Annotated in this window: 30 protein-coding genes; 13 read left to right on the top strand and 17 right to left on the bottom strand. The window is 39.4% G+C overall.

The window, feature by feature from the left end:
• The first annotated feature begins 76 nt into the window (after nt 1-76).
• The 3 genes from HWQ36_RS08770 to HWQ36_RS08760 all read left to right on the top strand — a co-directional run bounded on the left by HWQ36_RS08770 (nt 77) and on the right by HWQ36_RS08760 (nt 1,306).
• Nucleotides 77-652 carry a Uma2 family endonuclease gene (locus tag HWQ36_RS08770; protein ID WP_292700743.1) on the top strand — a complete coding sequence of 192 codons (576 nt, stop codon included), beginning with the start codon at nt 77-79 and terminating at the stop codon, nt 650-652.
• Between the two features lie 140 nt (nt 653-792).
• Nucleotides 793-1,047 carry a type II toxin-antitoxin system prevent-host-death family antitoxin gene (locus tag HWQ36_RS08765; protein WP_292700740.1) on the top strand — a complete coding sequence of 85 codons (255 nt, stop codon included), beginning with the start codon at nt 793-795 and terminating at the stop codon, nt 1,045-1,047.
• Nucleotides 1,040-1,306 (top strand): Txe/YoeB family addiction module toxin, encoded by a 267-nt coding sequence (locus HWQ36_RS08760; RefSeq protein ID WP_292700738.1) that lies wholly within the window; start codon nt 1,040-1,042, stop codon nt 1,304-1,306. The genes HWQ36_RS08765 and HWQ36_RS08760 overlap by 8 nt, the downstream gene beginning before the upstream one ends.
• Nucleotides 1,307-1,400: 94 nt before the next feature.
• Here HWQ36_RS08760 and HWQ36_RS08755 read toward each other — a convergent pair whose 3' ends face one another.
• The 11 genes from HWQ36_RS08755 to HWQ36_RS08705 all read right to left on the bottom strand — a co-directional run bounded on the left by HWQ36_RS08755 (nt 1,401) and on the right by HWQ36_RS08705 (nt 10,336).
• Nucleotides 1,401-1,862, bottom strand: coding sequence for a hypothetical protein (locus HWQ36_RS08755; RefSeq protein WP_292700735.1), 462 nt, complete (start codon nt 1,860-1,862; stop codon nt 1,401-1,403).
• Between the two features lie 213 nt (nt 1,863-2,075).
• A complete protein-coding gene (locus HWQ36_RS08750) occupies nt 2,076-3,023 on the bottom strand; it encodes a F0F1 ATP synthase subunit gamma (protein ID WP_292700733.1) in 948 nt (315 codons plus the stop codon).
• Between the two features lie 93 nt (nt 3,024-3,116).
• Nucleotides 3,117-4,637 (bottom strand): F0F1 ATP synthase subunit alpha, encoded by a 1,521-nt coding sequence (gene atpA, locus HWQ36_RS08745; RefSeq protein ID WP_292700730.1) that lies wholly within the window; start codon nt 4,635-4,637, stop codon nt 3,117-3,119.
• Between the two features lie 130 nt (nt 4,638-4,767).
• A complete protein-coding gene (gene atpH / locus HWQ36_RS08740; protein WP_292700728.1) occupies nt 4,768-5,322 on the bottom strand; it encodes an ATP synthase F1 subunit delta in 555 nt (184 codons plus the stop codon).
• Nucleotides 5,319-5,891 carry a F0F1 ATP synthase subunit B gene (locus tag HWQ36_RS08735; RefSeq protein ID WP_292700725.1) on the bottom strand — a complete coding sequence of 191 codons (573 nt, stop codon included), beginning with the start codon at nt 5,889-5,891 and terminating at the stop codon, nt 5,319-5,321. The genes atpH and HWQ36_RS08735 overlap by 4 nt, the downstream gene beginning before the upstream one ends.
• Nucleotides 5,892-6,085: 194 nt before the next feature.
• Entirely contained in the window at nt 6,086-6,517 is a 432-nt protein-coding gene (locus HWQ36_RS08730; protein ID WP_185585924.1) for a F0F1 ATP synthase subunit B', read from the bottom strand.
• A 316-nt stretch (nt 6,518-6,833) separates the two neighbouring features.
• Entirely contained in the window at nt 6,834-7,079 is a 246-nt protein-coding gene (atpE, locus tag HWQ36_RS08725; protein ID WP_012411162.1) for an ATP synthase F0 subunit C, read from the bottom strand.
• 148 nt (nt 7,080-7,227) lie between these two features.
• Entirely contained in the window at nt 7,228-7,989 is a 762-nt protein-coding gene (atpB, locus tag HWQ36_RS08720) for a F0F1 ATP synthase subunit A (protein ID WP_273762315.1), read from the bottom strand.
• Between the two features lie 60 nt (nt 7,990-8,049).
• Nucleotides 8,050-8,532, bottom strand: a complete 483-nt coding sequence (locus tag HWQ36_RS08715; RefSeq protein ID WP_292700718.1) for an ATP synthase subunit I — start codon at nt 8,530-8,532, stop codon at nt 8,050-8,052.
• A 480-nt stretch (nt 8,533-9,012) separates the two neighbouring features.
• Nucleotides 9,013-10,194 carry a class I SAM-dependent methyltransferase gene (locus tag HWQ36_RS08710; RefSeq protein WP_292700715.1) on the bottom strand — a complete coding sequence of 394 codons (1,182 nt, stop codon included), beginning with the start codon at nt 10,192-10,194 and terminating at the stop codon, nt 9,013-9,015.
• A gap of 82 nt (nt 10,195-10,276) precedes the next feature.
• Nucleotides 10,277-10,336: a hypothetical protein gene (locus tag HWQ36_RS08705; protein WP_292700830.1), complete on the bottom strand. Its 60-nt coding sequence runs from the start codon at nt 10,334-10,336 to the stop codon at nt 10,277-10,279.
• Nucleotides 10,337-10,409: 73 nt separating this feature from the next.
• Between HWQ36_RS08705 and HWQ36_RS08700 the strand changes: the two genes are divergently transcribed.
• The 3 genes from HWQ36_RS08700 to HWQ36_RS08690 all read left to right on the top strand — a co-directional run bounded on the left by HWQ36_RS08700 (nt 10,410) and on the right by HWQ36_RS08690 (nt 11,908).
• Complete coding sequence (locus HWQ36_RS08700) at nt 10,410-10,994, top strand: hypothetical protein (protein ID WP_292700712.1); 585 nt, start codon at nt 10,410-10,412, stop codon at nt 10,992-10,994.
• Nucleotides 10,995-11,177: 183 nt separating this feature from the next.
• A complete protein-coding gene (locus HWQ36_RS08695; protein ID WP_292700710.1) occupies nt 11,178-11,459 on the top strand; it encodes a hypothetical protein in 282 nt (93 codons plus the stop codon).
• 5 nt (nt 11,460-11,464) lie between these two features.
• Nucleotides 11,465-11,908 carry an Imm30 family immunity protein gene (locus HWQ36_RS08690; RefSeq protein WP_292700707.1) on the top strand — a complete coding sequence of 148 codons (444 nt, stop codon included), beginning with the start codon at nt 11,465-11,467 and terminating at the stop codon, nt 11,906-11,908.
• 79 nt (nt 11,909-11,987) lie between these two features.
• Here HWQ36_RS08690 and HWQ36_RS08685 read toward each other — a convergent pair whose 3' ends face one another.
• From HWQ36_RS08685 to HWQ36_RS08670, 4 genes are all read right to left on the bottom strand, one after another.
• A complete protein-coding gene (locus HWQ36_RS08685) occupies nt 11,988-12,413 on the bottom strand; it encodes a type II toxin-antitoxin system VapC family toxin (RefSeq protein ID WP_292700705.1) in 426 nt (141 codons plus the stop codon).
• A gap of 14 nt (nt 12,414-12,427) precedes the next feature.
• The gene (locus HWQ36_RS08680) at nt 12,428-12,772 is read right to left on the bottom strand and encodes a hypothetical protein (RefSeq protein WP_292700701.1); all 345 of its coding nucleotides are present in this window, start codon (nt 12,770-12,772) and stop codon (nt 12,428-12,430) included.
• A 65-nt stretch (nt 12,773-12,837) separates the two neighbouring features.
• Complete coding sequence (locus tag HWQ36_RS08675; RefSeq protein WP_292700698.1) at nt 12,838-13,266, bottom strand: type II toxin-antitoxin system VapC family toxin; 429 nt, start codon at nt 13,264-13,266, stop codon at nt 12,838-12,840.
• A 5-nt stretch (nt 13,267-13,271) separates the two neighbouring features.
• Nucleotides 13,272-13,613, bottom strand: coding sequence for a hypothetical protein (locus tag HWQ36_RS08670; protein ID WP_292700695.1), 342 nt, complete (start codon nt 13,611-13,613; stop codon nt 13,272-13,274).
• Nucleotides 13,614-13,761: 148 nt separating this feature from the next.
• On the opposite strand from HWQ36_RS08670, the gene HWQ36_RS08665 reads away from it, so the two are divergent.
• Nucleotides 13,762-14,526: a 2-phosphosulfolactate phosphatase gene (locus HWQ36_RS08665; RefSeq protein ID WP_292700692.1), complete on the top strand. Its 765-nt coding sequence runs from the start codon at nt 13,762-13,764 to the stop codon at nt 14,524-14,526.
• 15 nt (nt 14,527-14,541) lie between these two features.
• On the opposite strand, the gene galE is transcribed toward HWQ36_RS08665, so the two are convergent.
• Together galE and HWQ36_RS08655 are read right to left on the bottom strand one after the other, a co-directional pair.
• Nucleotides 14,542-15,561, bottom strand: coding sequence for a UDP-glucose 4-epimerase GalE (gene galE, locus HWQ36_RS08660; protein WP_292700689.1), 1,020 nt, complete (start codon nt 15,559-15,561; stop codon nt 14,542-14,544).
• Nucleotides 15,562-15,571: 10 nt separating this feature from the next.
• Nucleotides 15,572-16,984 carry a sugar transferase gene (locus HWQ36_RS08655; protein ID WP_292700686.1) on the bottom strand — a complete coding sequence of 471 codons (1,413 nt, stop codon included), beginning with the start codon at nt 16,982-16,984 and terminating at the stop codon, nt 15,572-15,574.
• An 879-nt stretch (nt 16,985-17,863) separates the two neighbouring features.
• Here HWQ36_RS08655 and HWQ36_RS08650 point away from each other — a divergent pair.
• From HWQ36_RS08650 to HWQ36_RS08625, 6 genes are all read left to right on the top strand, one after another.
• Nucleotides 17,864-20,059: a polysaccharide biosynthesis tyrosine autokinase gene (locus HWQ36_RS08650; RefSeq protein WP_292700683.1), complete on the top strand. Its 2,196-nt coding sequence runs from the start codon at nt 17,864-17,866 to the stop codon at nt 20,057-20,059.
• Nucleotides 20,060-20,125: 66 nt separating this feature from the next.
• On the top strand, nt 20,126-21,604 hold the full coding sequence (locus HWQ36_RS08645; RefSeq protein ID WP_292700680.1) for an oligosaccharide flippase family protein: 1,479 nt from the start codon (nt 20,126-20,128) through the stop codon (nt 21,602-21,604).
• Nucleotides 21,605-21,833: 229 nt separating this feature from the next.
• Nucleotides 21,834-22,568, top strand: a complete 735-nt coding sequence (locus tag HWQ36_RS08640; protein ID WP_292700677.1) for an FkbM family methyltransferase — start codon at nt 21,834-21,836, stop codon at nt 22,566-22,568.
• Nucleotides 22,569-22,719: 151 nt separating this feature from the next.
• Nucleotides 22,720-23,703 carry a glycosyltransferase gene (locus HWQ36_RS08635; protein ID WP_292700674.1) on the top strand — a complete coding sequence of 328 codons (984 nt, stop codon included), beginning with the start codon at nt 22,720-22,722 and terminating at the stop codon, nt 23,701-23,703.
• 15 nt (nt 23,704-23,718) lie between these two features.
• Nucleotides 23,719-25,041 carry an EpsG family protein gene (locus tag HWQ36_RS08630; RefSeq protein WP_292700671.1) on the top strand — a complete coding sequence of 441 codons (1,323 nt, stop codon included), beginning with the start codon at nt 23,719-23,721 and terminating at the stop codon, nt 25,039-25,041.
• A 26-nt stretch (nt 25,042-25,067) separates the two neighbouring features.
• On the top strand, nt 25,068-25,841 hold the full coding sequence (locus HWQ36_RS08625; protein WP_292700668.1) for a glycosyltransferase: 774 nt from the start codon (nt 25,068-25,070) through the stop codon (nt 25,839-25,841).
• Nucleotides 25,842-25,868 lie beyond the last annotated feature (27 nt).

The following is a 25,868-nucleotide window of genomic DNA, read 5'->3' as shown; positions in this document are numbered from 1 at the left end:
TATAGTTTGCTGTTAGGGAAATGCGTCACAGGATGACAAAGAAATATTAAACTCTCATTACCCAGGCAAAACTTTCATGAGTCAGACTACAAGCAGAGTTCGCTGGACAATTCAAGATGTTGCGGCATTACCCGATAACGAATGGATTCGTTATGAGATTATCGATGGAGAATTGTTTGTGACGCGATCGCCCCACCATAAACATCAGCATGTTATTGGATGTATCTTTTCAGTCCTAAACACTTGGTCTATAGAAAGTGGTTTGGGAGAACCCTCGATTATGCCAGGACTGATTTTTTCAGACTCTGATAATGTCGCTCCCGATGTAGCATGGGTGAGTTATGAACGGTTGGCTCAAATTCAAGATGAAGTGGGGCATTTTCGCGGAGCGCCGGAATTAGTAGTGGAAGTGCTGTCTCCGGGAAAAGCCAATGAAGATCGCGATCGCTTAGCTAAGTTGAAATTGTATTCGGTTCAAGGAGTCAATGAGTATTGGATTGTCGATCGCATTGCTCAAAGAATTGAAGTCTATCGACGGGATAACGCTCAGTTAAAACTGGTTACGACATTGCTAATAGATGATGTGATGACATCGCCATTGCTGCCTAACTTTGCCTGTGAAGTAGCACGTCTTTTTGTATCACGAGGTTAGGAGCGATCGTCATTACGTAGGCGCAAGTTTTTTCATAACCACGAAGAGCCTTTAGATATTGATTTCGCAGTTGCTTGGCATTGCTGAATATATTTTTGAATCGCTACACTTGTACAATAAACAGTACAAGAATCAAGCAAATGAAAGTTGTGTCTTTTAGCGAAGCGAGAAATAACCTGAAGGCTGTTTTAGACCGAGTGGTGGAAGATGCTGACTATACCATCATCACTAGACGGGATGCGGAGGATGCCGTAGTGATGTCGCTAGAGTTATTTAATAGTTTACTAGAGACTGTGCATTTACTTAAGTCTCCCGCTAATGCCACTCATTTGGAGCGTTCTATTGCTCAGTTCAAGCAGGGGAAAGTGGTGGAGCAAAATTTGTTGGATGACTAGAAAGCTAGCATGGACGGATGAGGCTTGGAACGATTATTTATATTGGCAAGGGCAAGACAAGAAAACGTTAAAACGAATTAACAAGCTCGTTGAGGCAACAATCCGACTACCGTTTGAGGGGAGCGGCAAGCCAGAAGCCCTGAGGGAAAACCTAGCTGGCTTTTGGTCGCGGCGAATTGATGATACAAATCGATTAGTTTATGCGGTGGATGATGAGTATTTAACGATTATTGCTTGTCGATACCACTATTCTGATTGACATCTTCGTTTTGGCTTTGCGGGCAAGAAGGCGATCGCTATCAGATTCGCCATCAAATTTGTAAACTAAAGTATGATTATAGATAAAGTTTTTGTTAGGAATAGCGATGCATCAATAAATCGGCTGTTTTCCGTTTCAGCAGAAGTTCGACGCGATCGGGGTTCACCGATTCATGAGCAATCTGAGCAACAAATGTCGGCTCTAGATAGCAATGAATCCACTCTATTGCTTGAACAGGCGAAATAGAACGGACTCCACAAGGTAAATCAGCAGGAATGACTTCAATACAGCCACTTGCATAGTCTTTTTCTTCATACAAGATCGTCTGCAAACGACCTTCTGAGACAAATTCCAATTCAATTGCCTGATGCCCCAGTGCAATAATGACCATATGCTGAGGGTCGGATACTTCAGGCAAATCTATCGATGGCTGGCGGTAATGAGCAAGGTGAATGCTACTCCAACCCGATTGAAAACTTGTTAAGAGGGGCGGATTTTGCAGCAACTTCGGCCAATCAACATAGTCAATCACCAAAGGTTGCTTTACAGACATCATCGCTTCCTTTTTTCTACCTTATGGGGGATTCATTGAATATTTAAAATGTGCAATCACATCTACTAAGTAGCATATCCTCTTTGGCGACACAAAAGTGACAAAGGGCTGTATCATATCCCTTTGTTAAAACATCCTCAAAACCAAAATAGCTAATTGCTAGTTTTAAACCTACCAGCAATTAGCTATTTGTGATGGATAGCAAGTGGCTATTCCCTAAGTTAGGGCTTCAGCACCACCTACGACCTCAAGGAGTTCTTGGGTAATAGCAGCTTGTCGGGCTTTGTTGTAAGACAGTGTGAGGGTGTTAATCAGTTCACCGGCGTTCTCACTAGCATTACTCATAGCTGTCATCCGCGCTGCTAGTTCACTAGCCGCAGATTCTTGCAGCGCCCGCAATAGCTGGTTACTTAGATATAGAGGCAACAGAGAATCGAGGATCTGTACTGGATCTTGCTCGAAAATCATGTCAGGGGCTAACGACCGGACTTGGCTAGTCACTTTCTCCCGTTCGACTTCAAATTTACCACCACGGGTTGTCAAGCGGAAGATTTCGTCATCGCCTGCTTCTAGACCTTGTGGATCGAGGGGCAGTAGGGTTTGTATTACAGGACGGGAGCTAACTAATGAAAGAAATCTGGTATAGATTAATTCGATGCGGTCAACTTCTTCCGAAAGAAACAAGGAAAGTAGTTGATCGGCAATCTGATTGGCCTCGGCTGCGGTGGGAATTTGCTCTAAGCCGCTATAGGTTGCATCAATGGGCTGATTGCGGCGTTGAAAGTACTGTGTAGCTTTGCGCCCAACTAGCACAAATTGATAGTCTAAACCTTCTGCCTTGATTTCCTTGGCGCGGTTTTCTGCACGACGGATAACGTTGTTATTGTAGCCGCCGCATAGGCCGCGATCGCCTGAAATTACCAATAGCCCAACTGACTTAACTTGCCGTTTTTTCAGTAGTGGCAGGTTTGCTTCTTCAAAGCGCAGACGGCTTTGCAAACCATATAATACTTGTGCCAAGCGATCGGCAAAGGGGCGAGTTGCTAGCACTTGTTCTTGCGCCCGACGCACTCTCGCCGCAGCTACGAGGCGCATGGCTTCTGTGATTTTTTTGGTGTTTTTGACCGACTGGATGCGATCGCGTATTGCTTTTAGATTGGCCATAATTCGATTTTAGATTTTAGGATTTTAGATTTTAGATTTAGGGTTTCGGATTTTAGATTTAATCCAAAATCCAAAATCCAAAATCCAAAATTGCTACGCTGCTGCTTTGAAGGTCTTCTTGTATTCGGTAAGCGCTTCCTTCAAGGCTGCTTCTTCTGCGTCACCTAATGCTTTAGATGCTTGTACTCCTTGGGCATACTGGGTTTTACCAGTCTTTAAGTAGTCCCGCAGACCTTTGGTGAAGGTGGTTACTTGATTTACAGGTACATCATCTAAGTAACCATTGATACCTGCATACAAAATTGCTACTTGCTCGTATACCGAGAGTGGCGAATTTTGTGGTTGCTTCAGGAGTTCGCGCAAGCGTTGACCCCGTGCCAACTGGTCTTGAGTGGCTTTATCTAAGTCAGAAGCAAATTGTGCGAAGGCTTGCAAGTCGTCAAATTGGGCTAGTTCCAATTTAATCTTACCGGCAACTTTTTTCATTGCCTTGGTTTGAGCGGCAGAACCCACGCGGGATACTGAAATACCGGGGTTTACAGCCGGACGGATACCAGCGTTGAACAAGTCAGAAGACAGGAATATCTGACCATCGGTAATGGAAATTACGTTGGTGGGGATGTATGCTGAAACGTCACCAGCTTGGGTTTCGATGATTGGTAGGGCGGTCATGCTGCCTTTACCTAATTCGTCACTTAGCTTGGCGGCTCTTTCTAACAAGCGAGAGTGAATGTAGAATACATCTCCGGGGTAAGCTTCGCGTCCGGGTGGACGACGTAGCAATAGGGACATTTGACGATAAGCTTGGGCTTGCTTGGAAAGGTCATCGTAAATTACCAGGGTAGCTTTGCCTTTGTACATAAAGTACTCGGCAATAGTTGCGCCTGTGTAAGGAGCTAGGTATTGTAGGGTTGCGGGTTCACTGGCACTAGCGGCGACGACGACGGTGTAATCCATTGCGCCTTTTTCTTGCAATGTCTGCACCACGTTAGCAACTGTGGAAGCTTTTTGACCGATCGCCACGTAAACACAAATTACATCTTCTTCTTTTTGGTTGATGATTGTGTCGATCGCGATCGCAGTTTTACCGGTTTGGCGATCGCCAATAATCAATTCCCGTTGACCGCGACCGATGGGAATCATTGAGTCAATAGCTGTAATCCCCGTTTGCATGGGTTCGTGTACAGACCGACGGGCAATGATACCGGGTGCTGGAGATTCAATCAAACGGCTGTCTGAAGTCTTGATGTCTCCCTTACCATCGATGGGACGACCCAAAGCGTCTACAACTCGGCCAATTAAGGCATCTCCTACGGGTACTTGGGCAATTCTACCAGTGGCGGTTACAGAACTACCTTCTTGAATTTCCAGCCCTTCACCCATAAGCACCGCGCCTACATTGTCTTCTTCTAAGTTCTGGGCGATGCCGATTGTGCCATCTTCAAATTCTAAGAGTTCCCCAGACATAGCCTTTTCCAGGCCATAAATCCGGGCAATCCCGTCACCAACTTGTAGGACGGTACCAACGTTAGCAACTTTGACCTCTTGATCGTATTGCTCGATTTGTTGTTGGATAATGCTGCTAATTTCGTCAGGTCTAATTGATATGCTCATGTGTCTATCTTTTTGCTTTCGAGACTGAATTCAGTGCTGAGTTTGCCAATTTTAGATTTTTAGATTTTTAATTTTGGATTGAAGAAAAAATCTAAAATCTAAAATCCAAAATTTAGTGGCTCCTAACTTTCTAGTTATTAGTCAAGCGCAATGAAAGGCGGCGCAGTTGACCCCGGATACTGGCATCAATTACCTGCGAACCTACTTTAATAATTACGCCACCAATTAACTCATTGTCTACCTTGGTTTCTAGTTCTACCTGACGAGCATTCGTTATGGCGATCACTTTTTCTGTGATTGCCTGCTGTTGAGCTTCTGTGAGGGGAACGGCTGAAATTACTTCCGCTAATACGGTTTGATTCAGCTGCCGCAACAGCGCCAGATATTGTTCAAAAATCGATTCCAAGAATGCAATGCGGCGTTTGTCTACTAGCACTAACAAAAAGTTGCGTAAGTAGGGGTTAGCGCCTTCACCGAGTATTTGTTTGATGAGAGCTTTTTTGTTCTCAGACTGAATAAACGGGTTGCTGAAAAAGTTATGCAGCTGTTTGTCTGCCCTTAGCAGTCCCAGGAAAGTCCGCGCATCTGTCCCGAATTCTTCTGTCAAATTTTTCGATTGCGCTATTGACAAAAGTGCCTGTGCGTAGGGCTGGGCTACTTCGGCTGCTGCTACCTGAGTTGTCATACATTGCCTCCCAGTTGTGCGATGCTGCGGTCAATTAAACTTTGTTGAGCATCGTCGGCAATCCCGCCTTTTAGTTGTGATTCGACTTTTTGCAATGCTAGTGTAGCAACTCGTTGCCGCAATTGAGCGATCGCTCGATCGGTTTCAGTATTTAAATCTGCTGCTGCTGTTTGTTTCAAGCGTTCTACGTCTTGCACTGCCTTCGCTAACAAAGCTTCTTTAGCCTTGATAGCGTTTTCTTCAGCAGATTGGCGGATGCGTTGTGCTTCTGCCTGAGATTGCTTCAACTGCTCTTGCGCTTGGGCAAGGGCTGTCTTTGCCTCTTTTAAGCGCCCTTCTGCTTCCTGAATGGCGGTGGCAATATTGGATTGTCGCTCGTTCAGGATATTGCTTAAAACCTTACGTCCGAAGTAGAATAATATGCCAATCAGAATCGCTAGATTGATCAGATTGGTTTCAAAAATGTCTAGGTTTAGACCGAAACCACCTTCTGCTGCGCCTTCTGCCAATTCAGAGTGAACAGCGTTCGCTTCTGCGGCAAGTAATAAGAATGTCCCCATGATACCCATTTACAGGTGCGCTGCTCGCTTGCTAATACGTTGTATTTTTCCCAAGGGAAGGAAATTTAAGTATCTTTTCCCTGTAAGGAAATTAAGTATCTTTCCCCAGAAGGGAAAAAGTGCCTTTTTTTGACACTTAAATTTTGCGCTCTGGACTAGGGCCCAGTTGCGCGTATGCTTTACACAGAACCAATCTCGTTAGCTTATCTAACTGGAGTTGGCCCCAATAGTTTTTCTAGAATCTGCCTACTTAGAGCATCAACTTGTTGCTCTAAGGTGCGAAAAGCTTCTTGCTTTTGTTGTTCTATTTCAACAGAAGCTTGTTCTCGTTGAGACTGAGCTTCTTTTTGGGCCTCAGCTATTTTCTCGGCAGTAATTTTCTTAGCTTCAAGTTGAGCGGCTTCTACGGTAGCTTGCGATTGTCTGCGAGCGTCTGCGAGTTGCTGCTCATATTCGGTAGCCAAGCGCTCGGCTTTAGCCAAGCTCTCCCGTGCCTCAAGGGTATTCGTTCGGATATAATTATCGCGATCGTCTAGTACCTTGGTCAGTGGCTTATAAAAAATTGCATTCAACAAAGCTGCTAATAGCAGGAATTGCAATGCCATGAAGGGCAAGGTAGCATCGAAATCAAACATTTCTCTCCTCTTTGGCTGGAGTAGCAGTTTTCATGGCTAGCAACGTCATCCAACCTTTCATATTTTAGAGACCCATAGCCAACAAGGGTCAAGTAATTTTGGATTTTAGATTTGCGATTTTAGATTGACGACTTTAGATTTGTTCCACCGACAAGCTTACGGGTATGTACCGAAAACTCTCGATTGTCCAAAATCCAAGTTGCGCTGGAAGCGCACCAAAGGTGTGACCTAAAATCTAAAATTGGAACTAGCCCAAAATATTTTGATTGTAGAGGCGTGATGATTCACGTCTCCACACTCACAAAAATTTCAGGTATTAGCCGAAGGGGTTAGCAAACAGCAATACCAGGGCAATTACTAGACCATAAATAGTCAAAGATTCCATGAATGCCAAGGTTAATAGCAGAGTACCGCGAATTTTTCCTTCTGCTTCAGGTTGACGAGCAATACCTTCTACTGCTTGTCCAGCAGCGTTTCCTTGACCGATACCAGGGCCAATTGCAGCTAAACCAATCGCTAAAGCAGCAGCGAGAACTGAAGCAGCCTGAACTAATGGATCCATGTTGATTTTCCTTGCTTTGATTACAAAACTAACAAAAGTACGTTAACGGCTAGAAACGTGTTTTTCACGCTGCACATGAGTTCTTTGATCGCGCTTTGCGATGTTTTGAGCGAATATGCTCTTGGAACTGTGCTATCAACTGAGAAGTTTAATGCTCCTCATGTTCTTCTCCACCATGTCCCTCCATTGCCTCATGAATGTATGCTCCGGCGAGGGTGGCAAAAACCAGGGCTTGAATGGCACTAGTAAATAAACCCAAGGCCATTACAGGCAGAGGTACAAATAGAGGAACTAGCAGCACCAGCACCGCTACTACCAATTCATCCGCCAAAATATTACCAAATAGACGGAAGCTTAGGGAGAGGGGCTTGGTGAAATCTTCTAGAATTGCGATCGGCAACAAAATCGGTGTTGGCTCTATATATTTCTTAAAGTAGCCTAAACCCCGTTTGCTAAAACCCGCGTAAAAGTACGCTAAGGATGTTAGCAGTGCCAATGCAACAGTCGTATTGATGTCATTGGTGGGAGCTGCCAATTCGCCCGAAGGTAGCTTGATGAGCTTCCAGGGAATTAGCGCCCCTGACCAGTTCGATACGAAAATAAACAAGAACAATGTGCCAATAAATGGCACCCAAGGGCGGTATTCTTTCTCACCAAGTTGGTTTTTTGCCAAATCACGAATAAATTCTAGGGCATATTCCATCAAATTCTGGATACCCTTGGGAATTCTTTGTGCGTTGCGAGTAGCAGCTATTGAAGCCACTACTAAAATGCTAATCACAAACCATGAGGTGAGAAAAACTTGCCCATGAATTTTAAGATTGCCCAACTGCCAGTAGAAATGATGACCTACTTCTAATTCGGCGAGGGGAAAAGAATTAAAGGCGTTTAAGACACTAAGCATTTGCATTCTTCAAGCATTTTCCCCAACGAGCGAGGATGGGATTACTATCTTTGTGAGCCTGACTTTTTAAGAATCAGGAGTGAACGCAATTTGCACCATATAGACGAGGAGCGTAGCTTTGTAAGTTAGAAATCCCAAAAATATGGGCAAAATCTGTAGCTCACGCCATTGAGTTGCCACGATCATGACTCCCATAAATAGAGCAAAACGAGTTTTGCTCAAATTGGTTTTTTCACTACCAAGTTGCTCAACGTCTCTAGCCAACATTTTTAAGTAAACCACACCTGTACACGCCCCAATTAAATAATTTAGGGCAATGTTCAAGGAATAAAAAATCCACACAGAGATAAAAATAACCCCCGTCAAGACAAGCGTGATTACCAACAATCGCTGGAAGAGTTGATAAAACTCTTGCATAGAGTTACCTGATTCTGTGTCTCCAGAACCAGTTTTAGCATCTTGTTGCGTTGTCGGAGTGGGCGCAATTGATTCTTCTGACAAGCTCACGAGACTTGAAACCAGTACAGCTAAATTATGATGACTGCACATTCAGTCAGCTGAATCATATCACGATCCAGTAACAATACTTTAGGAAAAAACAATTAACTTCTTGGCAACGTTACACAGTCAGTAAAATCGCGCTTCCAGAAGCGAGAGAGCGGCTGATGATGTAAGAGACTGTGCGGGTGAATAAACAATAATCGCTGCCTAAAAATTAAAAATTTCTTCCAATTCCAGCTTTTTTGAGTGGATTATTGTCCTCCAAAGTCGTTACATAGCATCTTGGTGTTTGAATTAAGTCGGTGTTAATAAAATCAACTGGTGCTTGAAGAGTGTATGGGCGTACCGCAAATCAAAAATCGGAGAGTAGCGGCTTGTCATTAAGCAGCGCACCACTGCTGAATTTCAGAAAACTCCAACTTTTGGGATGTAGAATACCCGTTTGTTGGGCACTTTCCTAATCTACATTAATTTGCCGAAAGTGGTGATGGGCGATCGCTCATCACCAAAAGTATAAATTCTACTGCGTTAAGCTGGTGTCAATAAAATCAGCTGTTGCTGAAGTAGCATTTTTACCCGATCCAATCCCAGTTCTACATCTGCCAAAATCTCTGCAACTGTGGAATTAGAATCACATCTTTGCATAAATTCAAACTCAGCTACAGATAAATTAACAATCTGGTAATCGTAATTAAAGAAACATTGACTGGGAAATCCTTCAATACAAGGATTAAGTTCGGGAATCGCTGCCAATAAGGTGTTATCGTCTGTCCAGTCGGCTTTGATTAAGGGAGGACAACCGAGGAAAAACTCGTAATGAGTGACTTCTGGATCAAGTAATTCTATCAGGCGATAAAGCTGGCGATCGCTCAATTCTTTTGCCCGTTCTACTAACTCTGGTGCTTTAGCCAAAAGTCTCTCTAAATTCCAGAAACTCGGATTCGAGAAACCAATAAACTCCAATCCCGAAGCATCTATTAATTCAAACAGTGTCTCAATGTTGTAGTCAATTTCTTGGGGATGAACGTACATATCAGCAAAGTATTCATCCTTGTTATTTTCTAGTGACCAACGTTGTTTATCGTATTTGACAATTCGGTTATTTTCTGGTAGAGAAGCAAATATTTGTCGCCCGACTTGAACACCATCGCGGTAGTCGCCTTTTTTGTCACCTTGAATAAGTGCGATCGCTTTTTGCATGAGTTGAATTTCCCAGCGCCCCAATTCTCCATAGACAAAAATGTGCATCAAGCCGCCTGGGGCTAACTTCTTCGCCAAAGCTTGAATACCGCGAATGGGATCGGGGGTATGATGCAAAACGCCAACGCAGTTAATTAAATCAAACTCACCCGGTAACTGTTCCACATCAAATAAGCTGAGGTGATGAAATTCAACGCGGGTAGCCCCAGAACGCTGACAACGTTCTTTGGCTACAGCTAAAGCACCAGTACTGAGGTCAATTCCGACAACAGAAGCTTGAGGATTGAGGTGAACCAGGTACTCTGTACCCACACCGGTACCGCAACCTGCATCTAAAATCCGAATATCTTGTTTTTGAGGTTTTTGACCTGTACAGAAGTTATGAGCGGCTAGCCAATTCCAGCGCCAGTTGTAGCCTGGAGGTGGTTCATCCAACAGGGCTTCCGGCGGAAAGGGGTAGGTATTGTAGAGTTTGGCAACAGCAGCACTAACAGTTTGGGAATCGGACATGATGAGGAATAACGCAGCATTTCTGAGTTTAGCGGATAGTGGATGATTAGGCCAAAGATTACTATTGCTTATTTTCCGCTACTTATCCAACAGCAAAGTCAGTAAATTGACGTTTATAAGGAGCGTGAAATCCTAAGAAAATATCTTCTTTCGATACCCCAGCAGAAATTAATGATCGTATTCGTCAGGGTTTATGGTTGTATGCACCAAACAGTTTGATTCAACCCGTAGAAAGGACAATTTCTCTTGAGATTGTTCACCCAGAGGTTCAGCGATGTTTTCTCAGATGCTTTAACGATGGTTATAAAAATTCTAACTTGCGTCCAGCTGCTGGGGATTGGGTAAAGGCGCTGAGATTTGCTGTCAATGAGTTAACTATCTGTGGCAAGGTAGACAGTCACTATTACAGCCGAACTTATGGTGAGTGTTATTGGTGCGATCGTTCTACAAAACTTGGTATTGATATATTTCCTGGCTTTGCTAGACCAAAACAACAATCTGCTTTTGTTGAATCAACATCACAGTCTAAAGTTTTTTTAGATACTAAAACCCTAGAATTGGTAAATCAAGAAGGAAAGATAATAACTGTAGTTGGTAAAGTTATTAATATTCATTATTCTCAGCAGCCAATTGGTAGGAATGTTTTGGTTGCGTGGATTGTTGGAATTGGATTATTGTTGTGCTTTATTTTTAATTGGTCTATTATGTTTGCTTGGTTTTGTTCTGTTTGCTTAATTATGTTTTTCTGTGCTTTGGGTCGTAAACTGCACCATATTAAGATATATTCAAAAAATAGATAAGTCAACTTACCTTGGTAATTAGAATACTAATCAATAGAAATAGCGAATATGGAGTAAAACATTATTAATAATCAACGTCAACTTATTCCCAGAGAGGGCAGTATAGGTACTTATGGGGACTTACTCAAACTAGGACGTAGAGGCGATAACCTTACACCTCATCATATACCTGCGGATGCTTTTATGAAAGCTAAAGTTCCGGGTTATACTACAGATAAAGGAATTGCCATTATGATGGAACATTTATCACCAGGAAAGGGAGGTCGTCATCGGCAAACAATTTCTTACGGTAAATCCCCTAATTTAAGCTTATCAGCAAGAGAAACATTGACCCAAGAAGTTTGGGATGTGCGTTCTATTTATCTTCGTCAAGGTTTGTACAATAGAGAAATCAGGAAAAGTTTGCAAGGTTTAATTAACCTGAATAGACTAACTTGGCAAGGTATTTTTGATAAAGTAGGTTGAAACCCATGAATCAAAACAATTTATTGGCAATTTTAAGAGAAAATTGCTTGATGCAAACTCAACAGCAAGTTACCGACTTTGAAAATGCTTTAGCTGAAATAGCTGATAATCCTGATGAGCAAAATTTATCTGCATATCATCTAGTTTTAGATGATCAATGTCAACAGCCAGAAGTGATGTTCAGCTTAATTCATTTTCTCGAATCTTTTGATATAGAAGAACAAATTGCAGCTTTTATTAAAGTTGTACCCCAATTAATGATCAATGCACCTGAATGGACAAGAATCATTCATGACAGGATTTTAAATGATGATTCAGCTTGCCAAGCTTATCACAAACTTTTACACTCAGCTAATTTGAACACACCTCATTTTCTCTATCATCTCTTGGAAGAAAGTATTGTAAATAAACTAAAAATTAAAGAAAGTTTGTCCAGTATAACTCAATAAATATTAAACTACTTTGGCACTTAAACTCAGATTAAATTCTGAGAAGTACTAGATGACGCAGTTTTTTAGTTTATAAATTTTAAGATATAGTCCAATCTTCTAAACGCAAATTAGGAACTTTCTCAAAATCCTTCCGGTTGCGGGTTACTAAAATCCCATTGGCTGACAGCGCAATTGCGGCAATTCGTAAATCTTGAGTGCCAACGCGAATTTTTTGCTTAACTAATTCAGCATAAATGTTGCCAGCCTCTTCGCTAAATTCCAAGACGTTAATACTATTTAAATCTTCTAATGTATCTTGTAATCTAGCATAAGCTAAGATTAATTCATCTGATGAATCAGCCTTATTAATAGTATTCATTCTTCCCCGTATTTGTTCAGTAGCCGTCACAATAGTGATGGCAATATCTTGAGAATTAAATGTATTTAATCGCTTTCTAATAGATGGATTACCCCTTTGGATTAAAGATAGGTGATCCGTATCTAATATTCTTAAATTATTCACATCTAAATTTACCTTCACTCCCTTTTTTCATCTAATTCGCGCCGATATTCTTCTATATATTCCAGCATTTGATCAAATTGCGGATCATCTTTATATTTACCAGCTATTTTCAACCAAGGGTTTTCTACTACTTGGGGTACTTCAATTGCTAAAGTGACTATCTTGGCAGATTCTAAACGATTTTGCAAACTTTGACTAAGTTTTTCTATCGCTTCCGTTTCTGTATTTCCTAAACCTTGACAGTCTGCCAAACCTAGCAATGTTGCTTTAACTGTACCATCTGCTTGATTTTCAATCAGCACATCATAAGTTAACTTGGGTGCAGTATTGTTAGGATAAGTTTTTACAGTTAAATTCATAATATTTTGATTTTTCTAGTTTTATATTGATTATAACATTTAGGTCAATTTAGCCTTGAGACAAATTAAGATATAGTCCAATCTTCTAAATGCAAATTAGGAACTTTATCAAAATTCTTGCGGTTGCGGGTTACTAAAATCCCATTTACTGACAGCGTAATTGCTGCAATGCGTAAATCTTGAGTACCAATGCGGATTCTTTGCTTAACTAATTCAGCATAAAAATTACAAGCTTTAGTATCAAATTCAAGTAATTTTATATTTTTGAAATATTCTATTTCATCCCATAATCCCTTGTATCCCCATATTAATTTGTCATACTTAGACGGTTGATTATTATATTTGTTGATAACATTCAGCCATCCTTTAACTTTCTCCTCGAATGTAATCACTGTTATGGCTAAATTTTCAGGATTCTGCTGTCTTATGCATTGCGTGACTAGTGGATGACTATTTTGAAATAACGAAAGATGGTCTGTATCTAATATCCACATAATACTTACTTTGTCTCACTCTCCAAGTCAATTTGACTCCGTTCAGCTTCTATGTATTCCAGCGTCTCAGCAAAAAGAGGGTTATCTTTGTGCATTCCCGCAAATTTCATCCAAGGATGTTCAGTTTGGGGAGGTTCAATTTCCAAAGTTACTATTTCTGGTTTGCGCTCTTGTAAAAGTTGAATTAGTTTCTCTAGGGCTTCTTCTTTAGTCACACCAGAGCCTTTAAAATCTGGCAAACCTAGCACTGTTGCACTAACTCTGCCATCTTGTTGATTTTCAATCAGCACATCATAAGTTAACTTGGGTACAGTATTGTTAGGATAAGTTTTCACAGTTAAATTCATAATATTTTGAACCTGGAAGTTTTATATTGATTATAACTGCCGACCTACTGACTGCTCTGACTGCTAACGTTTAGTTCGTAGAGAGGCTGAAGCTCTCAAATTGGCACGCTAAACGTTTAATTATTTATACTGGCTTACTTATCATGGTTTGATTTTTATCATATTGTCTTTTGCGATCGCTCCAATGATTTACAATCAATCAGAGTTTAATTTACGCTGTGAATGGGGGCCACAAGGAGTTGCTCAACTTGCTCCTATAAGTGATGTAGTTGTAATAGTTGACATTCTCTCTTTTTCTACCTGCGTGGAAATTGCCACCAACAACGGCGCAATAATTTTTCCCTACGCAATGAGAGATGAATCTATCATAGATTATGCCAAGTCAGTGCAAGCAGAGTTGGCAAGTCATAGACAACGTTGGATAACAACTGGATATTCTCTTTCGCCAACATCAGTGGCTCAGATTCCTGCTGGAACTAGACTAGTTTTACCTTCACCTAATGGTTCTTTTCTGAGTTTACATACAGGGAATACACCAACTTTGGCTGGTTGCTTGCGAAATTGCCAAGCTGTGGCGGAGTTTGCTCAAAAGTATGGTGATAAAATTGCTGTGATTCCTGTCGGTGAGAGGTGGAAAGAAGATGGTAGCCTACGTCCTGCATTTGAAGATTTAATTGGTGCTGGGGCAATTCTCAGTTATTTAGATGGCAGTCTATCACCGGAAGCTGAAGTGGCTGTGGCAACATTTCAGGCTTTCCAACAGGATTTATTGGGGTATTTGAAAAAATGCAGTTCTGGCAAAGAGTTAATTGAAAAAGGTTTTGAATCTGATGTTGAATTATCAGCCGTCTTTAACATCAGTGATTGCGTGCCTTTGTTTACTGATAATGCTTATTTCAGAGTACAAAACTAATTAGATATCACAGTTTTAATTATGCATAGCCAGACTTAGATGTCTTTGCCTTGCTAAGTTAATCTTCTGTTTTTCCCAGGTAATAGTTGTGTCGATAATCTCGTCTAAATCATTGTGCTTTGGTTGCCAACCCAAAACCCTACGGATTTTATCAGCACAAGCTGCAACACAGGCAGGATCGCCTGGGCGACGTGGTGCGGCAATAACGGGAAAATCTACACCAGAAATCGCCTTGACTCTTTCTATAACTTGTCGGACGCTGTATCCTTGCCCGTAACCACAGTTGAAAATTTGGCTTTCGCCTCTCTTTTCTAAGTAATCCAAAGCATCTAAGTGAGCTGTCGCTAAATCTTCGACGTGAATATAGTCGCGGATTGCAGTTCCATCGGGTGTAGGAAAATCAGTACCAAAAATTCGTACTTCCGGTTTGCGCTTGAGTGCCGCATCACAAGCAGCCCGAATCAAGTGAGTGGCATTGGGTGACATTTGCCCCAATAGTCCACCTGGTTGGGAACCTGCTACATTAAAATAACGTAGAATTACGTAGTGCATTGAAGATGTTGCCGCATAGTCTTGGATCAGCCATTCACTCATCAACTTGGAACGTCCGTAAGGATTGATGGGATGTGTGGGGTTCGATTCACTAACAGGCTTTTCTTCTACTTCTCCGTAGACTGCGGCTGTGCTGGAAAAAATGAATTTGTTGACACCCATAACGCTACAGCAGCGCAGCAAATTTAAGGTATTGCGGGTGTTGTTTGCATAGTAGTCGAGGGGATGAGCTACTGATTCTGGAACAATCAGACTAGCGGCAAAGTGGAAGACGGCGCTGAATTCATGCTGGGCAAAAATTTGATAAAGATGATCGGTGTCTACTAAATCGCCAATAATTAGTTTGCCGTGCGTTACAGATGTTGGTGAACCTGTAGAGCAGTTGTCGTAAACTACGACATCATAACCAGCTTCTCCCAGTTGACGAACTACATGGGAGCCAATGTAACCAGCACCGCCAGTCACCAATATTTTCTTTTTCATTTATTTTTCCTTATCTACCTTTACCTAACAAAACAACTCGAACGGTTTTGAAGGCGATCGCTAAATCCAACCAAATGGAATAATTTTTGATGTAGTAGAGATCGTAAGAAAGCTTTTCGTAAGCATCTTCAATAGATGCTCCATAGGGATACATAACCTGTGCCCAGCCTGTAATTCCCGGTTTTACCAGATAGCGGATTTCGTAGTAGGGAATGGCTTCTTTGAGTTTGACATCAAATTCTGGTCGTTCTGGACGAGGCCCAATCAGACTCATTTCCCCCTGTAAGACGTTCCATATTTGGGGTAATTCGTCAATACGTAACAGACGTAGCCAGTATCCGACTCTGGTGATTCGTGGATCGCGTTGACTCGCCCACTGCGCCCCAGACTTTTCTGCATCCTGATACATGGAGCGAAATTTATAAACTCTAAATGGTTTACCGTACAACCCACTTCGTAACTGACTGTACAATACTGGGCCTGGACTATCTAATCTAATTATTAATGCAACCAACAATAGAAGTGGTGCAACCAATATTAGTAAAAACAGTATCAACATGATATCGATAACTCGCTTCAGTTTCATACTGAAGTAACCAGGCATGAGATTAAAACCATCGCTAAAAGCTAACCATTTATCTTGTAGCAGCGATGAAGGTAGTTTATACCAAAATGTTTCGTAAACATCCGGTAATGTGTAAACCGGAATACCTCTCAGCCGTATCTGCATTAACTGTTGTGCTTGAGATTGAGAAAAATTTATCTGGGCTGTAACTATGACTCCAGACCAGGATTCTTGACTCCATTGTGGCAAATCGCTCAGATTTCCCTGATAACTCAGATTGCTTTTTGGTAAGTCTATGGTTTTTTGATTTTCCTCTGCTAGAACAGTCAACTTTCCTAAAGGATTAAGTGCCAGCAATTTTTGGGCAAATTTAATTGCATTATCCCCCGATCCTAGTATTAACCAACGACTTTTTTGTTCGTGCGATCGCACCCATCTCACCGCCACCAGGCGCAATATTATTGCCCAGATAGTAAAGATTCCCAAGCTAGGTAAGAAGACACTCCGCCACGATACCGGGTTATGTTTGCCAATACCTGACAAGTAAATAAACGCAGAAACGAAGAACGCGATCGCAATGTTACAAACAATAATTCGAGCAGGCGCTCTTAAACCTGCTATTTGCCCATTTGGATGGTATGCATCTGCTAAATAGAATGTTGCAAGTGTCATGCACACAAATCCGTAAGGCAATGGATTGAGCCAATTTAAGGGTTGATCTAAACGCAACCATTGGGCGATCGCTAAACAAATGAGCAACCCAAAAATATCCCCTAACAAGAGCAATATCGGTAGGCTGCGGACTATGTTTGGCAACCTATTATTGGCAGGGTAACTAATATAACTTGTAAAAGTCATTACTTTTTCTTATTGTTCAGTATCCTGGTATTGATTTGTCTGTTAAAGGCAGCAAGAGATTCAAAGATGGTAGTAACAAAGACTAGCTATTTTGTGTTAAAGCATACATAGATGAGAACCTTTTGTAATGCTCTGTTTTTCAAAATAATTGGGTATTGGGTATTATAAACTGGGAGGGCAATTGGCAGTGCCTTTACGTAGGATATGTGTAAGAGATATATCTACTTACGTTTGCTGTTTGCAACCCTATATTTGCATGATGCCATGAATGTAGTCAATATAAACTTGAAAATTAATTAGTATAAATTTACGTAAAAATACGGTTTGATTGATAGATAAATTTTTGCTAATAAAATGTTCGATTTGCTAAAAGACTGTTAATAAATAGGTATAAAATACTATAAACAACTAGGGTACAGTAAGATAATATTCAATGTTTATAGGTGTTTACATTTTTTTAAAGGCGTAAATACTAGTTAATTAAATACCACCAAGTTAATCATGACTCTTGGGTACTAATACTTAAAAAATAAAACCTATTAAAATAAATTATCTAAATTAAGGTATGTAACTTTAAATACCTGTATAAAAAAGGTTATATAAAGGTTAAAGTTTTATTTAATTTAAATACGTGTAAAAGTAATATAAAATCTCAGAGAGAGAAGATTAAAAATACCTTGACATTTCGATAATGTTTCTGAGATAAAACTAAAAAGATGTCACAAAAAGGAAAATAATCTAAAAGATTACAGAAAGACCTTATGCTTTATATACAGGTATCTTATAAGTAATGATACTTAAGTATGTCAAGCAACTATCTTGGACTACGAAAATTGTGAAGCAAAATTAGTAAGTATTTCAGTATTCATAACTTATTCCATGCCCTCTAACCAAGAAGACCAAAACTCCCTAGATTTGCAACAATACTCGCTGATTCTGAGAAGACATTGGCTAGCCATAGCTGCGGTGACTGTCTCTGTTTTTGGGCTGTCAGCTTTAATTGCAATCAGGCAAAAACCAATTTATGAAGCAGAAGGCAAGTTGCTTTTCAGTAAAACTGACCGCGTTTCTTCGCTGACAAGTCCCTCGGCACAAGTTGGAGAGTTGAGCAGTGTGACTCAACTCAGCAGCCCGTTGGATACAGAAGCAGAGGTAATTCGTTCTAACCCGATAGTTGAGAAAACTATTACTAGTCTGGGGTTGGTAGATAAGCCAGGAAGACCCTTGGAAATAGATGATTTTCTCAAAAAAATCAAAATTAAGAGTGTCCGGGGTACAGATATTCTGGCGATTTCCTACAGCAGCAGAAATCCCCAAGAAGCCGCAGATGTTGTGAATTTGCTGATGAGATATTACCTGGAGAACAATATTCGGATTAACCAAACCCAAGCGACAGTAGCACAAAAGTTTTTGAGTAAGCAATTGCCTGAAGTTGAAGCAAGATTAGTCAAAGCAGAGGCAGCTTTGCGTCAGTTTAAAGAAGAAAATCGGGTAATTGCTTTAGATCAAGAAGCAACAAAAGGAGTGGAGAGACTCGCGGATTTATCAGACCAGATTACCCAAGATCAGGCAAATTTAACTGAGGCTGAAACTCGCTCACAACTTCTGCAACGTCAATTGAGATTGAATTCGCAGCAGGCTGTAGATATGGGGAATTTAAGTCAATCAAAAGCTGTGCAGGAGGTATTAACGCAATACCAGCAGGTGCAAAACGAGTTAGCAGTAGGGCGGACTCGCTATACAGACAAATATCCTGCGATCGCTAATTTAGCAGCAAAAGAAGCAGCCCTGAAAAAGCAGCTAGAGATGCGAATTTCTGAGAATGCAGATAGCGAAAAATCTGAAAAGCAGCATAATTTAGGGATGGGAGAACTCAAGCAGACTCTAGTAGCCCAATTGGTAGAGTCGGATGTAGAGCGATCGGCATTAGCTAATCGAATTACAGTTTTGCAGAATGCATACGCACTTTCCCAAAGACGATTGAGTGTCTTACCGCAACTGCAAGAAAAGCAGCAGCAGCTAGAGCAACAGTTACAAGTAGCGAAATCTACCTACGAAGAACTGCTAAAGCGATCGCAAGAAGTCGAGATAGTAGTAAATCAGAATGTCGGTAATGCCAGGGTAGTATCTGCGGCTTTACTTCCGAAAAAGGCTGTTTCTCCCAAAATTGCCCTTTACCTGGCGCTGGGTGGATTTTTGGGAATTTTGCTGGGTATAGGTGTAGCTCTGATGTTAGAAGCTATGGATCAATCTCTCAAAACTCTGGAGCAAGCCCAGCAGTTATTAGGTTATCCTCTACTCGGCACGATTCCTCACTTGGGTCAAAAAGCTAAAAATGGTGGGGAAGCTTTAGTAGAACTACCAGTGAGAGATAATCCATATTCGGCAGCAAGTTCAGCCTTTGAGATGCTTCAGACGAATCTGGATTTCACCATCTCTGATAAACCACTAAAAGTAATTGCCGTGGTTAGTTCAACTCCAGGTGAAGGCAGATCATTTGTGGCAGCAAATCTGGCAGTAGCTAAGGCACACATGGGACGCAGAATCTTATTAGTAGATGCGGATATGCGTCACTCCTGCCAACAGGAAATTTGGAAATTATCTAACCCAGTCGGACTAAGTAATGTTTTAGTTGGTCAAGCGGAGTTTCGCAGCACCACCCAAGAAGTATTAGTTAATTTGGATCTATTAACGGCTGGGACAATTCCACCCAATCCCGCAGCCTTGTTAGATTCACAGCGCATGGCTTTGTTAATTCAAGAGGCAGCTAAAGACTATGATTGTGTCATTATTGATACTCCTGCCTTGAGTTTGTTTGGTGATGCCCTGATGGTGGGCAAAATCACAGATGGGATATTGCTAGTTGTACGTCCTGGAGTGCTTGATTGTGCTGTTGCAAAGAGTACGCAGATGATGCTAGAGCAATCGCGATCGCGCGTTTTGGGAATGGTGGTAAATGGAATTACTGCTGATAGTGGTTACATTTACCACAGCCAAAAGGGTTATTACGACAAAAATAGCAACGAGCGCAATAGTAAGGGTGAACTGAAGTTTCCCAATATACGCATTTCCTAATCCCTTGATAGCGATTTAATTCAACCATTTTTGCAGTAATGCTTGTATTAAAAGAGAATATTTTTGGTGAAAAACAGCATACTTAAGAACGGTTTTTACAACTCAATAGCGGGATTAATCAAAATAGGATTAGGCATACTGATTATCCCTATACTAATTCACCTATTGGGAATTGAAGAGTATGGACTATGGACTTTAGCTTCTGCTGTGGTCGTAGTAGTTACTTTAGCTGAAGCGGGTCTTTCTACAGCCACAACTGTATTTGTCTCCCAAGACTTAGGAAAGAAAGATGTTGATGGTCTGTCGCAAACCTTGACTGTAACTTTTGGGGCAATGCTGATATTGGCAACTTTAGCAGTAGTTGCTCTTTGGATGGGTGCTGAACCAATTATGAATTTATTTCCGAAGTTGGGACAGTTCCAACAGTTAAAAGTTATACAGGCTATCAGAATTGGTGGGTTAGTAGTAGCAACGCGATTGTTGCAACAAATCTTGATTGGTGTCGAACAAGCTCACCAGCGTTATGACTTGATGAATGTGCTGAATACAATTCAGTCTGTGCTACTCAATGTCGGAATGTTGATTGTAGTTTGGCTAGGAGGTCGCACAGTTGAGTTAATGCAGTGGCAGGGCGGAATCGGTATAGTGAGTTTATTAGGTCATATCTGGATAGTGCGATCGCTACTCCAAAATATGAACCTTCGTCTGAGTTGGAATCAAAATAAAGCAGTAGCAGTTGTAAGTTACAGCTTAATGATGTGGTTAAATACATTGGGAAGTATACTTTTTAGTCGAGGCGATCGGCTAATTGTCGGCAGCTTGCTAGGTACTCAGGTGCTTGGAGTATATGCAGGAATTACAGATATTACAGCGCAAATCAACTCATTTTCTGCATTACCTGTACAGCCTTTACTTCCAACTTTAAGCAATCTAATTGGACAGCAGAACATTAATCAGCATCAACTAGAACAGCAACTTAAACAAGCTACCCAAATCAATGGATTAGTTGCTTTAGGAATGGGAGCAACTCTCATAACATTTTCTCCCTTAATTCTCAAACTATTATTTTCTGAGCAAACTGCAAGTCAATACTTAATTACCTTCTGTATTGCAACAGTAATTTACGCACTTTATTCATGTCATGCTGTCGGCTACTACTGTTTATTGGGGACAAATGCAGTTAAGGCTTGTGCATTGATTCAGTTACTAAGCAGTTTTGTGTCACTAGGATTAATCACCATTGGTGCTTATAATTTTGGTTTAACAGGAGCAATTTTAGGTAATTTTGGATATCTCACAACCTTTCTAGTAACTGTATTTGGAATGAAACGGTTATCTGTTTCTTATTCTCTGTGGTTCAAATGGTTATGGTTTCCATTAGTTTGGTTTTTTGTACTTGTGTTATTAAATTTTAATCTTCCAAATGACTATCTATTGAGATGTATTATATTTTCAATGCAAACAACTATTATATTAATATGGTTCACCATTAGCAATAACTACAATTTTTCAGCCATCAAAAAATATATTCTTGCTAAAAAATAACTTTATGAGCCATATTTTCCAACTGATTTTTAAGTTAAAACTAATTAAATTGTATTCATGGATATAATATTTTGTACATACAATAATGCTAATCTACTAGAGCGTGTTCTTGCAAACCCTTTAATTATCAAAAGTATCTTCTAGGTATCAATAGACAGTTTCAGTTGTAGATAATAACTCTACAAATGTTTAAATACTACACATAATAGCAAGGGATAGGTAAATTACGATGGTATCTGTTATAAAAGAAAATATACAATTTATAGCAAATAAAGTTTTAAAACCTTTTAACCTACGACTTGCTCGACTTGCTCAGGGAGTCGGTATGGACTTATGTCTGAAGGGGTTGGTTGAACGTGGCTATAGCCCTCAAGTAGTCCTTGATATTGGAGCTGCACAAGGTTCTTGGACGAAGTTAGCAATGCAAAGTTGGCCAGATGCCGGGTATTTTATGATCGAGCCTCTTGAAGAGCGATTACTACCTCTACAGGACTTGACCAATCAACATAGTAATATCAAGTTTATTTTGGCTGCGGCTGGTTCCGAGCCTGGCACGTTACAGATAGGTGTGACTAAAAATTTGAATAGCAGTAGTCTGATGTATTCTGGTATTGCCTCTCGTGAAGTACCAATTGTATCTATAGACAATCTGTTTGAGCAAGGAGTTATTAAACAACCACATTTTATAAAAATTGACGTTCAAGGTTATGAATTAAAAGTTTTATCAGGAGCGAAAAAAGTCCTAAAATATTCAGATTTTGTTTTGCTAGAACTACAATTTTTTCGATTTTCATCAGAGATGATTCTACTGCATGAATCAATAGCATGGATGAATGAACAAGATTTTCAACCCTATGAAATTGTCAATGTTCTGCGTAGACCATTGGATAATGCAATGGGGCAATGTGATATTTTATTCATTCGTAAAGACCACTGGCTTTTGAAAAGCCAAAACTGGTCTTGATACTTATTTTGATAATTTATAGGAACCCTACTTAAATCTTGCTAGCTATCTTGAAAAACTCCTTGTGTAACAAGCTTCTAGCCAATTAGACTTTTCAAAAATCAAATATTATCCCTATATATTGATCAGTACCTTCTAGTGGAGTTTACTTATGGATCTTGTAATTTGTACTTATAACAATGCAGCTTTACTAGATCGTGTTCTCACAGCAATTTCATTACAGAATATTTCTAAAAACTATAATTGGTCAGTTTTAGTTGTAGATAATAACTGTACAGATGATACTAGTGCTGTTGTTGAAAAACACATCAATTTACAACTAATACCTGGCTTGCATAGGATAGTAGAGCAAAAACAAGGATTAACTCACGCCCGTTTATGTGGAATTAAAAATACAACTAGTGAATGGCTCGCTTTTGTTGATGATGACTGCCTTTTATCAGAAGACTGGATAGATAAAGCAATACAATTTTCTGCATCTCATCCAAATTGCGGTGCTTTTGGTGGCAAGGTAGTTCTCGATTGGGAAATAACTCCTTCGCCCATCCTTGTCAAGCATTCAGGTAAATTTGCTGCCTATGAGTCCGGCGAAACTGCAAAACAATTAAATCGGCGTAATTACCAGATTCCAGGTGCAGGTTTAGTTATTCGTAGAACTGCTCTTGAGAAAAGTGGCTGGTTAGATAAACAATTACTCAACGATAGAGAAGGAAAAAAACTAAGTGCGGGAGGAGATTCTGAGATAGTTTTGCGAATTCTGAACGCAGGTTATGAACTTTGGTATACACCTGATTGTGTGCTGCACCATTTTATCCCCACAAAGCGTATATCAGAAACTTATCTTTTTAACTTAATGTATGGTTTTGGTGTCGCAGCTCCTTACATTGCTGTTATGCGTTGGAACAGTTCTTATTATATTTGGTTGTTTGTATCAATTCTCCGAATTATCAAAGGATTTTTGCAAATAATTGCTTGCTATTTTAAAGCTTTAATTAATCCAAATAATAAAGCAGAAATATTGATCATGTGGAATTGGACTAAAGGACAGATTCAGAGTTTATTTACTATTCTCAGGATGAGTAGAGAAGAACATATAATCTGGTTGAGCTTATTTCAAAAATCTTTGATTGCCTAAGCAGAGAATTAGATAATGAATTTTAATTTATCAAGTATTCAAACTAACTATCAAAGGTATATTTTCCTATTTATTGGAATAATTATATGGATACAGATTCCGATAATTGGAGTATTGCCACTACTTTTATTTGTATTTATCAATAGCAACTCAAAATTTTATAGCCTAGACAGCTTACTCAATAATTCTATACTTCTGCTAGTAGCAGTTACCGTCACTCTTTTCTGTTGTCTTATAGATATTCAAGCTGATACCGAGCAATATTTAATAGCATATCGAGATTGTAATGGTGATAATCCTATAGAATGTTTTCAATCAGCCAATTTTCCATTTGAACCAGGTTTTTATTTCCTCGCATCTCTATTATTTATTATTTGTAATGGTTCGGAGCTTGGCTTTCTATTAAGCTGGTCTTTTATTATTAATTTTCTGACATTTTTCGTAATTTGTAAGGGTATTTCAAAAAAATATTATGCTTTACTAATATTGTTTGTTTTGCTAAATCCTGCATTTTATCTTCAAGCATTTCTAATGCGCCAATTTATCTCAAGTACCTTTTTTTTGTGTGCATTAGTTTCTCAGAAAAATAAGTTTACTTGTGTATTCTTTTTCTTTTTGAGTATTGTAAATCATTATTCCATCCTCCTTTATTTACCAATAATAATTATGCAATTCGTCGATGTAAATAGCTTATTACAGCACAAGCTATTTAATAAATTTAGTGTAATTATGAAATATTTAAGTATTATTTTATTTGTATTTGCATTTATATATTCATATTCTATGAATCAAGCTACTATCGCATCTATCATTGATACAATAAGTAGCATTCACCAGCTTAGTTTCTTAGCCGCTAAAAGTGCATTTTTCGTAAAACACCAACTAGCGAGTTTAGGTTTTCTAGCTCATTTAATACTTGTAGCATTTGTTGGTTATTTTTATATAAATCTCTCACGAGATAATTACATTGAGACAAATTTAAATTATCGCCTTACTCCAGAAGAAAAACGTTTAGATATAAGTATGTTATGCCTTTATGTATTACAGTCAATTTTATTCTTATTTACCCGCAATCTTGATTACCTTCCTTTGAGATTAAGTCTTATACTTCTATCCTTTTTAGGAATTTTTTTCTATTTACCTCTAGAAAGAAAGAGTAAGCTTAAACCACAAATAAAATTTTTATCTATGGTGATTTTGACTTCTTTGTCGGTTAGTTACTTTTTTTATTTTTTACAAGCTAACTCTCGTGCAAATCCTACATTTAATTACTTAGAAGGTCATATATTTACATCATCTATTATAGATTATATTGAGCTGGCTATTTCTCAATGGTAAATAACTGTCTATAACCTGAAAAAATCATGAATAACCTAATTGAAGTTGATGTAATTACTTTGACAAAAAATTCTTCAAATTGTATACTTAAAACTTTAGATAGTGTTAGTACACAAGATTATAAATATATTAATCACATTATTGTTGATGGTAATTCGACAGACAAAACAGTTGAGCTTATCAATCAATATAGTCATCAAAAAAAAGTGATTATATTTCAGCAAAATGGTGTTGGAATTGCTAACGCTTTTAATGTAGGATTACTTAAATCATCAGGTAATTTAGTGATTTTCTTAAATTCGGGAGATTCATTAGTTAATGAAGTAGTAATTACTAAAATTGTAGATTCTTATGTAAAAGAAAAGTGGCTTTGGGCATTTGGAGAAACTATTTCTTTGAGCCAAAAACAATACTTAAAAAGACATATTAAGCAGTATACTCATTGGGATAAAAACTTATTTTTATCTCGCAACCCTATCTGTCACCAGTCTACTATTTTCTCTCAAAAACTTATTCAGAAAGTCGGCTTGTATGATGAGCAGCTAACTTTAGAAATGGATTATGATTTTAATATTAGAGCCTCTTTAATTGCTCAACCCCACCTGCTATATTTTCCAATTTCTTACTATGACACGACAGGTGTATCTTCTATAAAAGTCTTTAAGCATTATAGAATGCACAGAGAGGTGCGTAAGAAATACTTTCCTCTATCTCCTATTGATAGCTTAAAAACTGATATTTTTTGCTTTTTAAAAGCATGTATGCGTTTTATGATGATCCCGATAAAAATGTTTTTGTAATTTAAATTGTTATTTATCTAGAGCCAA

Source organism: Nostoc sp. NMS2, assembly GCF_017115105.1.
In the GTDB taxonomy this organism is placed as follows: domain Bacteria; phylum Cyanobacteriota; class Cyanobacteriia; order Cyanobacteriales; family Nostocaceae; genus Nostoc.
The sequence above is the reverse complement of the archived record's forward strand: the minus strand, read 5'-3'. Positions and strand labels throughout refer to the sequence as shown.

What these genes read in the sequence shown, in the direction of transcription:
- HWQ36_RS08770 (WP_292700743.1), top strand. Translation starts at nt 77, where the DNA reads ATGAGTCAGACTACAAGCAGAGTTCGCTGGACAATTCAAGATGTTGCG.
- HWQ36_RS08765 (WP_292700740.1), top strand. Translation starts at nt 793, where the DNA reads ATGAAAGTTGTGTCTTTTAGCGAAGCGAGAAATAACCTGAAGGCTGTT.
- HWQ36_RS08760 (WP_292700738.1), top strand. Translation starts at nt 1,040, where the DNA reads ATGACTAGAAAGCTAGCATGGACGGATGAGGCTTGGAACGATTATTTA.
- HWQ36_RS08755 (WP_292700735.1), bottom strand. Translation starts at nt 1,862, where the DNA reads ATGATGTCTGTAAAGCAACCTTTGGTGATTGACTATGTTGATTGGCCG.
- HWQ36_RS08750 (WP_292700733.1), bottom strand. Translation starts at nt 3,023, where the DNA reads ATGGCCAATCTAAAAGCAATACGCGATCGCATCCAGTCGGTCAAAAAC.
- atpA (WP_292700730.1), bottom strand. Translation starts at nt 4,637, where the DNA reads ATGAGCATATCAATTAGACCTGACGAAATTAGCAGCATTATCCAACAA.
- atpH (WP_292700728.1), bottom strand. Translation starts at nt 5,322, where the DNA reads ATGACAACTCAGGTAGCAGCAGCCGAAGTAGCCCAGCCCTACGCACAG.
- HWQ36_RS08735 (WP_292700725.1), bottom strand. Translation starts at nt 5,891, where the DNA reads ATGGGTATCATGGGGACATTCTTATTACTTGCCGCAGAAGCGAACGCT.
- HWQ36_RS08730 (WP_185585924.1), bottom strand. Translation starts at nt 6,517, where the DNA reads ATGTTTGATTTCGATGCTACCTTGCCCTTCATGGCATTGCAATTCCTG.
- atpE (WP_012411162.1), bottom strand. Translation starts at nt 7,079, where the DNA reads ATGGATCCATTAGTTCAGGCTGCTTCAGTTCTCGCTGCTGCTTTAGCG.
- atpB (WP_273762315.1), bottom strand. Translation starts at nt 7,989, where the DNA reads ATGCAAATGCTTAGTGTCTTAAACGCCTTTAATTCTTTTCCCCTCGCC.
- HWQ36_RS08715 (WP_292700718.1), bottom strand. Translation starts at nt 8,532, where the DNA reads ATGTGCAGTCATCATAATTTAGCTGTACTGGTTTCAAGTCTCGTGAGC.
- HWQ36_RS08710 (WP_292700715.1), bottom strand. Translation starts at nt 10,194, where the DNA reads ATGTCCGATTCCCAAACTGTTAGTGCTGCTGTTGCCAAACTCTACAAT.
- HWQ36_RS08695 (WP_292700710.1), top strand. Translation starts at nt 11,178, where the DNA reads ATGAAAGCTAAAGTTCCGGGTTATACTACAGATAAAGGAATTGCCATT.
- HWQ36_RS08690 (WP_292700707.1), top strand. Translation starts at nt 11,465, where the DNA reads ATGAATCAAAACAATTTATTGGCAATTTTAAGAGAAAATTGCTTGATG.
- HWQ36_RS08680 (WP_292700701.1), bottom strand. Translation starts at nt 12,772, where the DNA reads ATGAATTTAACTGTAAAAACTTATCCTAACAATACTGCACCCAAGTTA.
- HWQ36_RS08675 (WP_292700698.1), bottom strand. Translation starts at nt 13,266, where the DNA reads ATGTGGATATTAGATACAGACCATCTTTCGTTATTTCAAAATAGTCAT.
- HWQ36_RS08670 (WP_292700695.1), bottom strand. Translation starts at nt 13,613, where the DNA reads ATGAATTTAACTGTGAAAACTTATCCTAACAATACTGTACCCAAGTTA.
- galE (WP_292700689.1), bottom strand. Translation starts at nt 15,561, where the DNA reads ATGAAAAAGAAAATATTGGTGACTGGCGGTGCTGGTTACATTGGCTCC.
- HWQ36_RS08655 (WP_292700686.1), bottom strand. Translation starts at nt 16,984, where the DNA reads ATGACTTTTACAAGTTATATTAGTTACCCTGCCAATAATAGGTTGCCA.
- HWQ36_RS08650 (WP_292700683.1), top strand. Translation starts at nt 17,864, where the DNA reads ATGCCCTCTAACCAAGAAGACCAAAACTCCCTAGATTTGCAACAATAC.
- HWQ36_RS08640 (WP_292700677.1), top strand. Translation starts at nt 21,834, where the DNA reads ATGGTATCTGTTATAAAAGAAAATATACAATTTATAGCAAATAAAGTT.
- HWQ36_RS08635 (WP_292700674.1), top strand. Translation starts at nt 22,720, where the DNA reads ATGGATCTTGTAATTTGTACTTATAACAATGCAGCTTTACTAGATCGT.
- HWQ36_RS08630 (WP_292700671.1), top strand. Translation starts at nt 23,719, where the DNA reads ATGAATTTTAATTTATCAAGTATTCAAACTAACTATCAAAGGTATATT.
- HWQ36_RS08625 (WP_292700668.1), top strand. Translation starts at nt 25,068, where the DNA reads ATGAATAACCTAATTGAAGTTGATGTAATTACTTTGACAAAAAATTCT.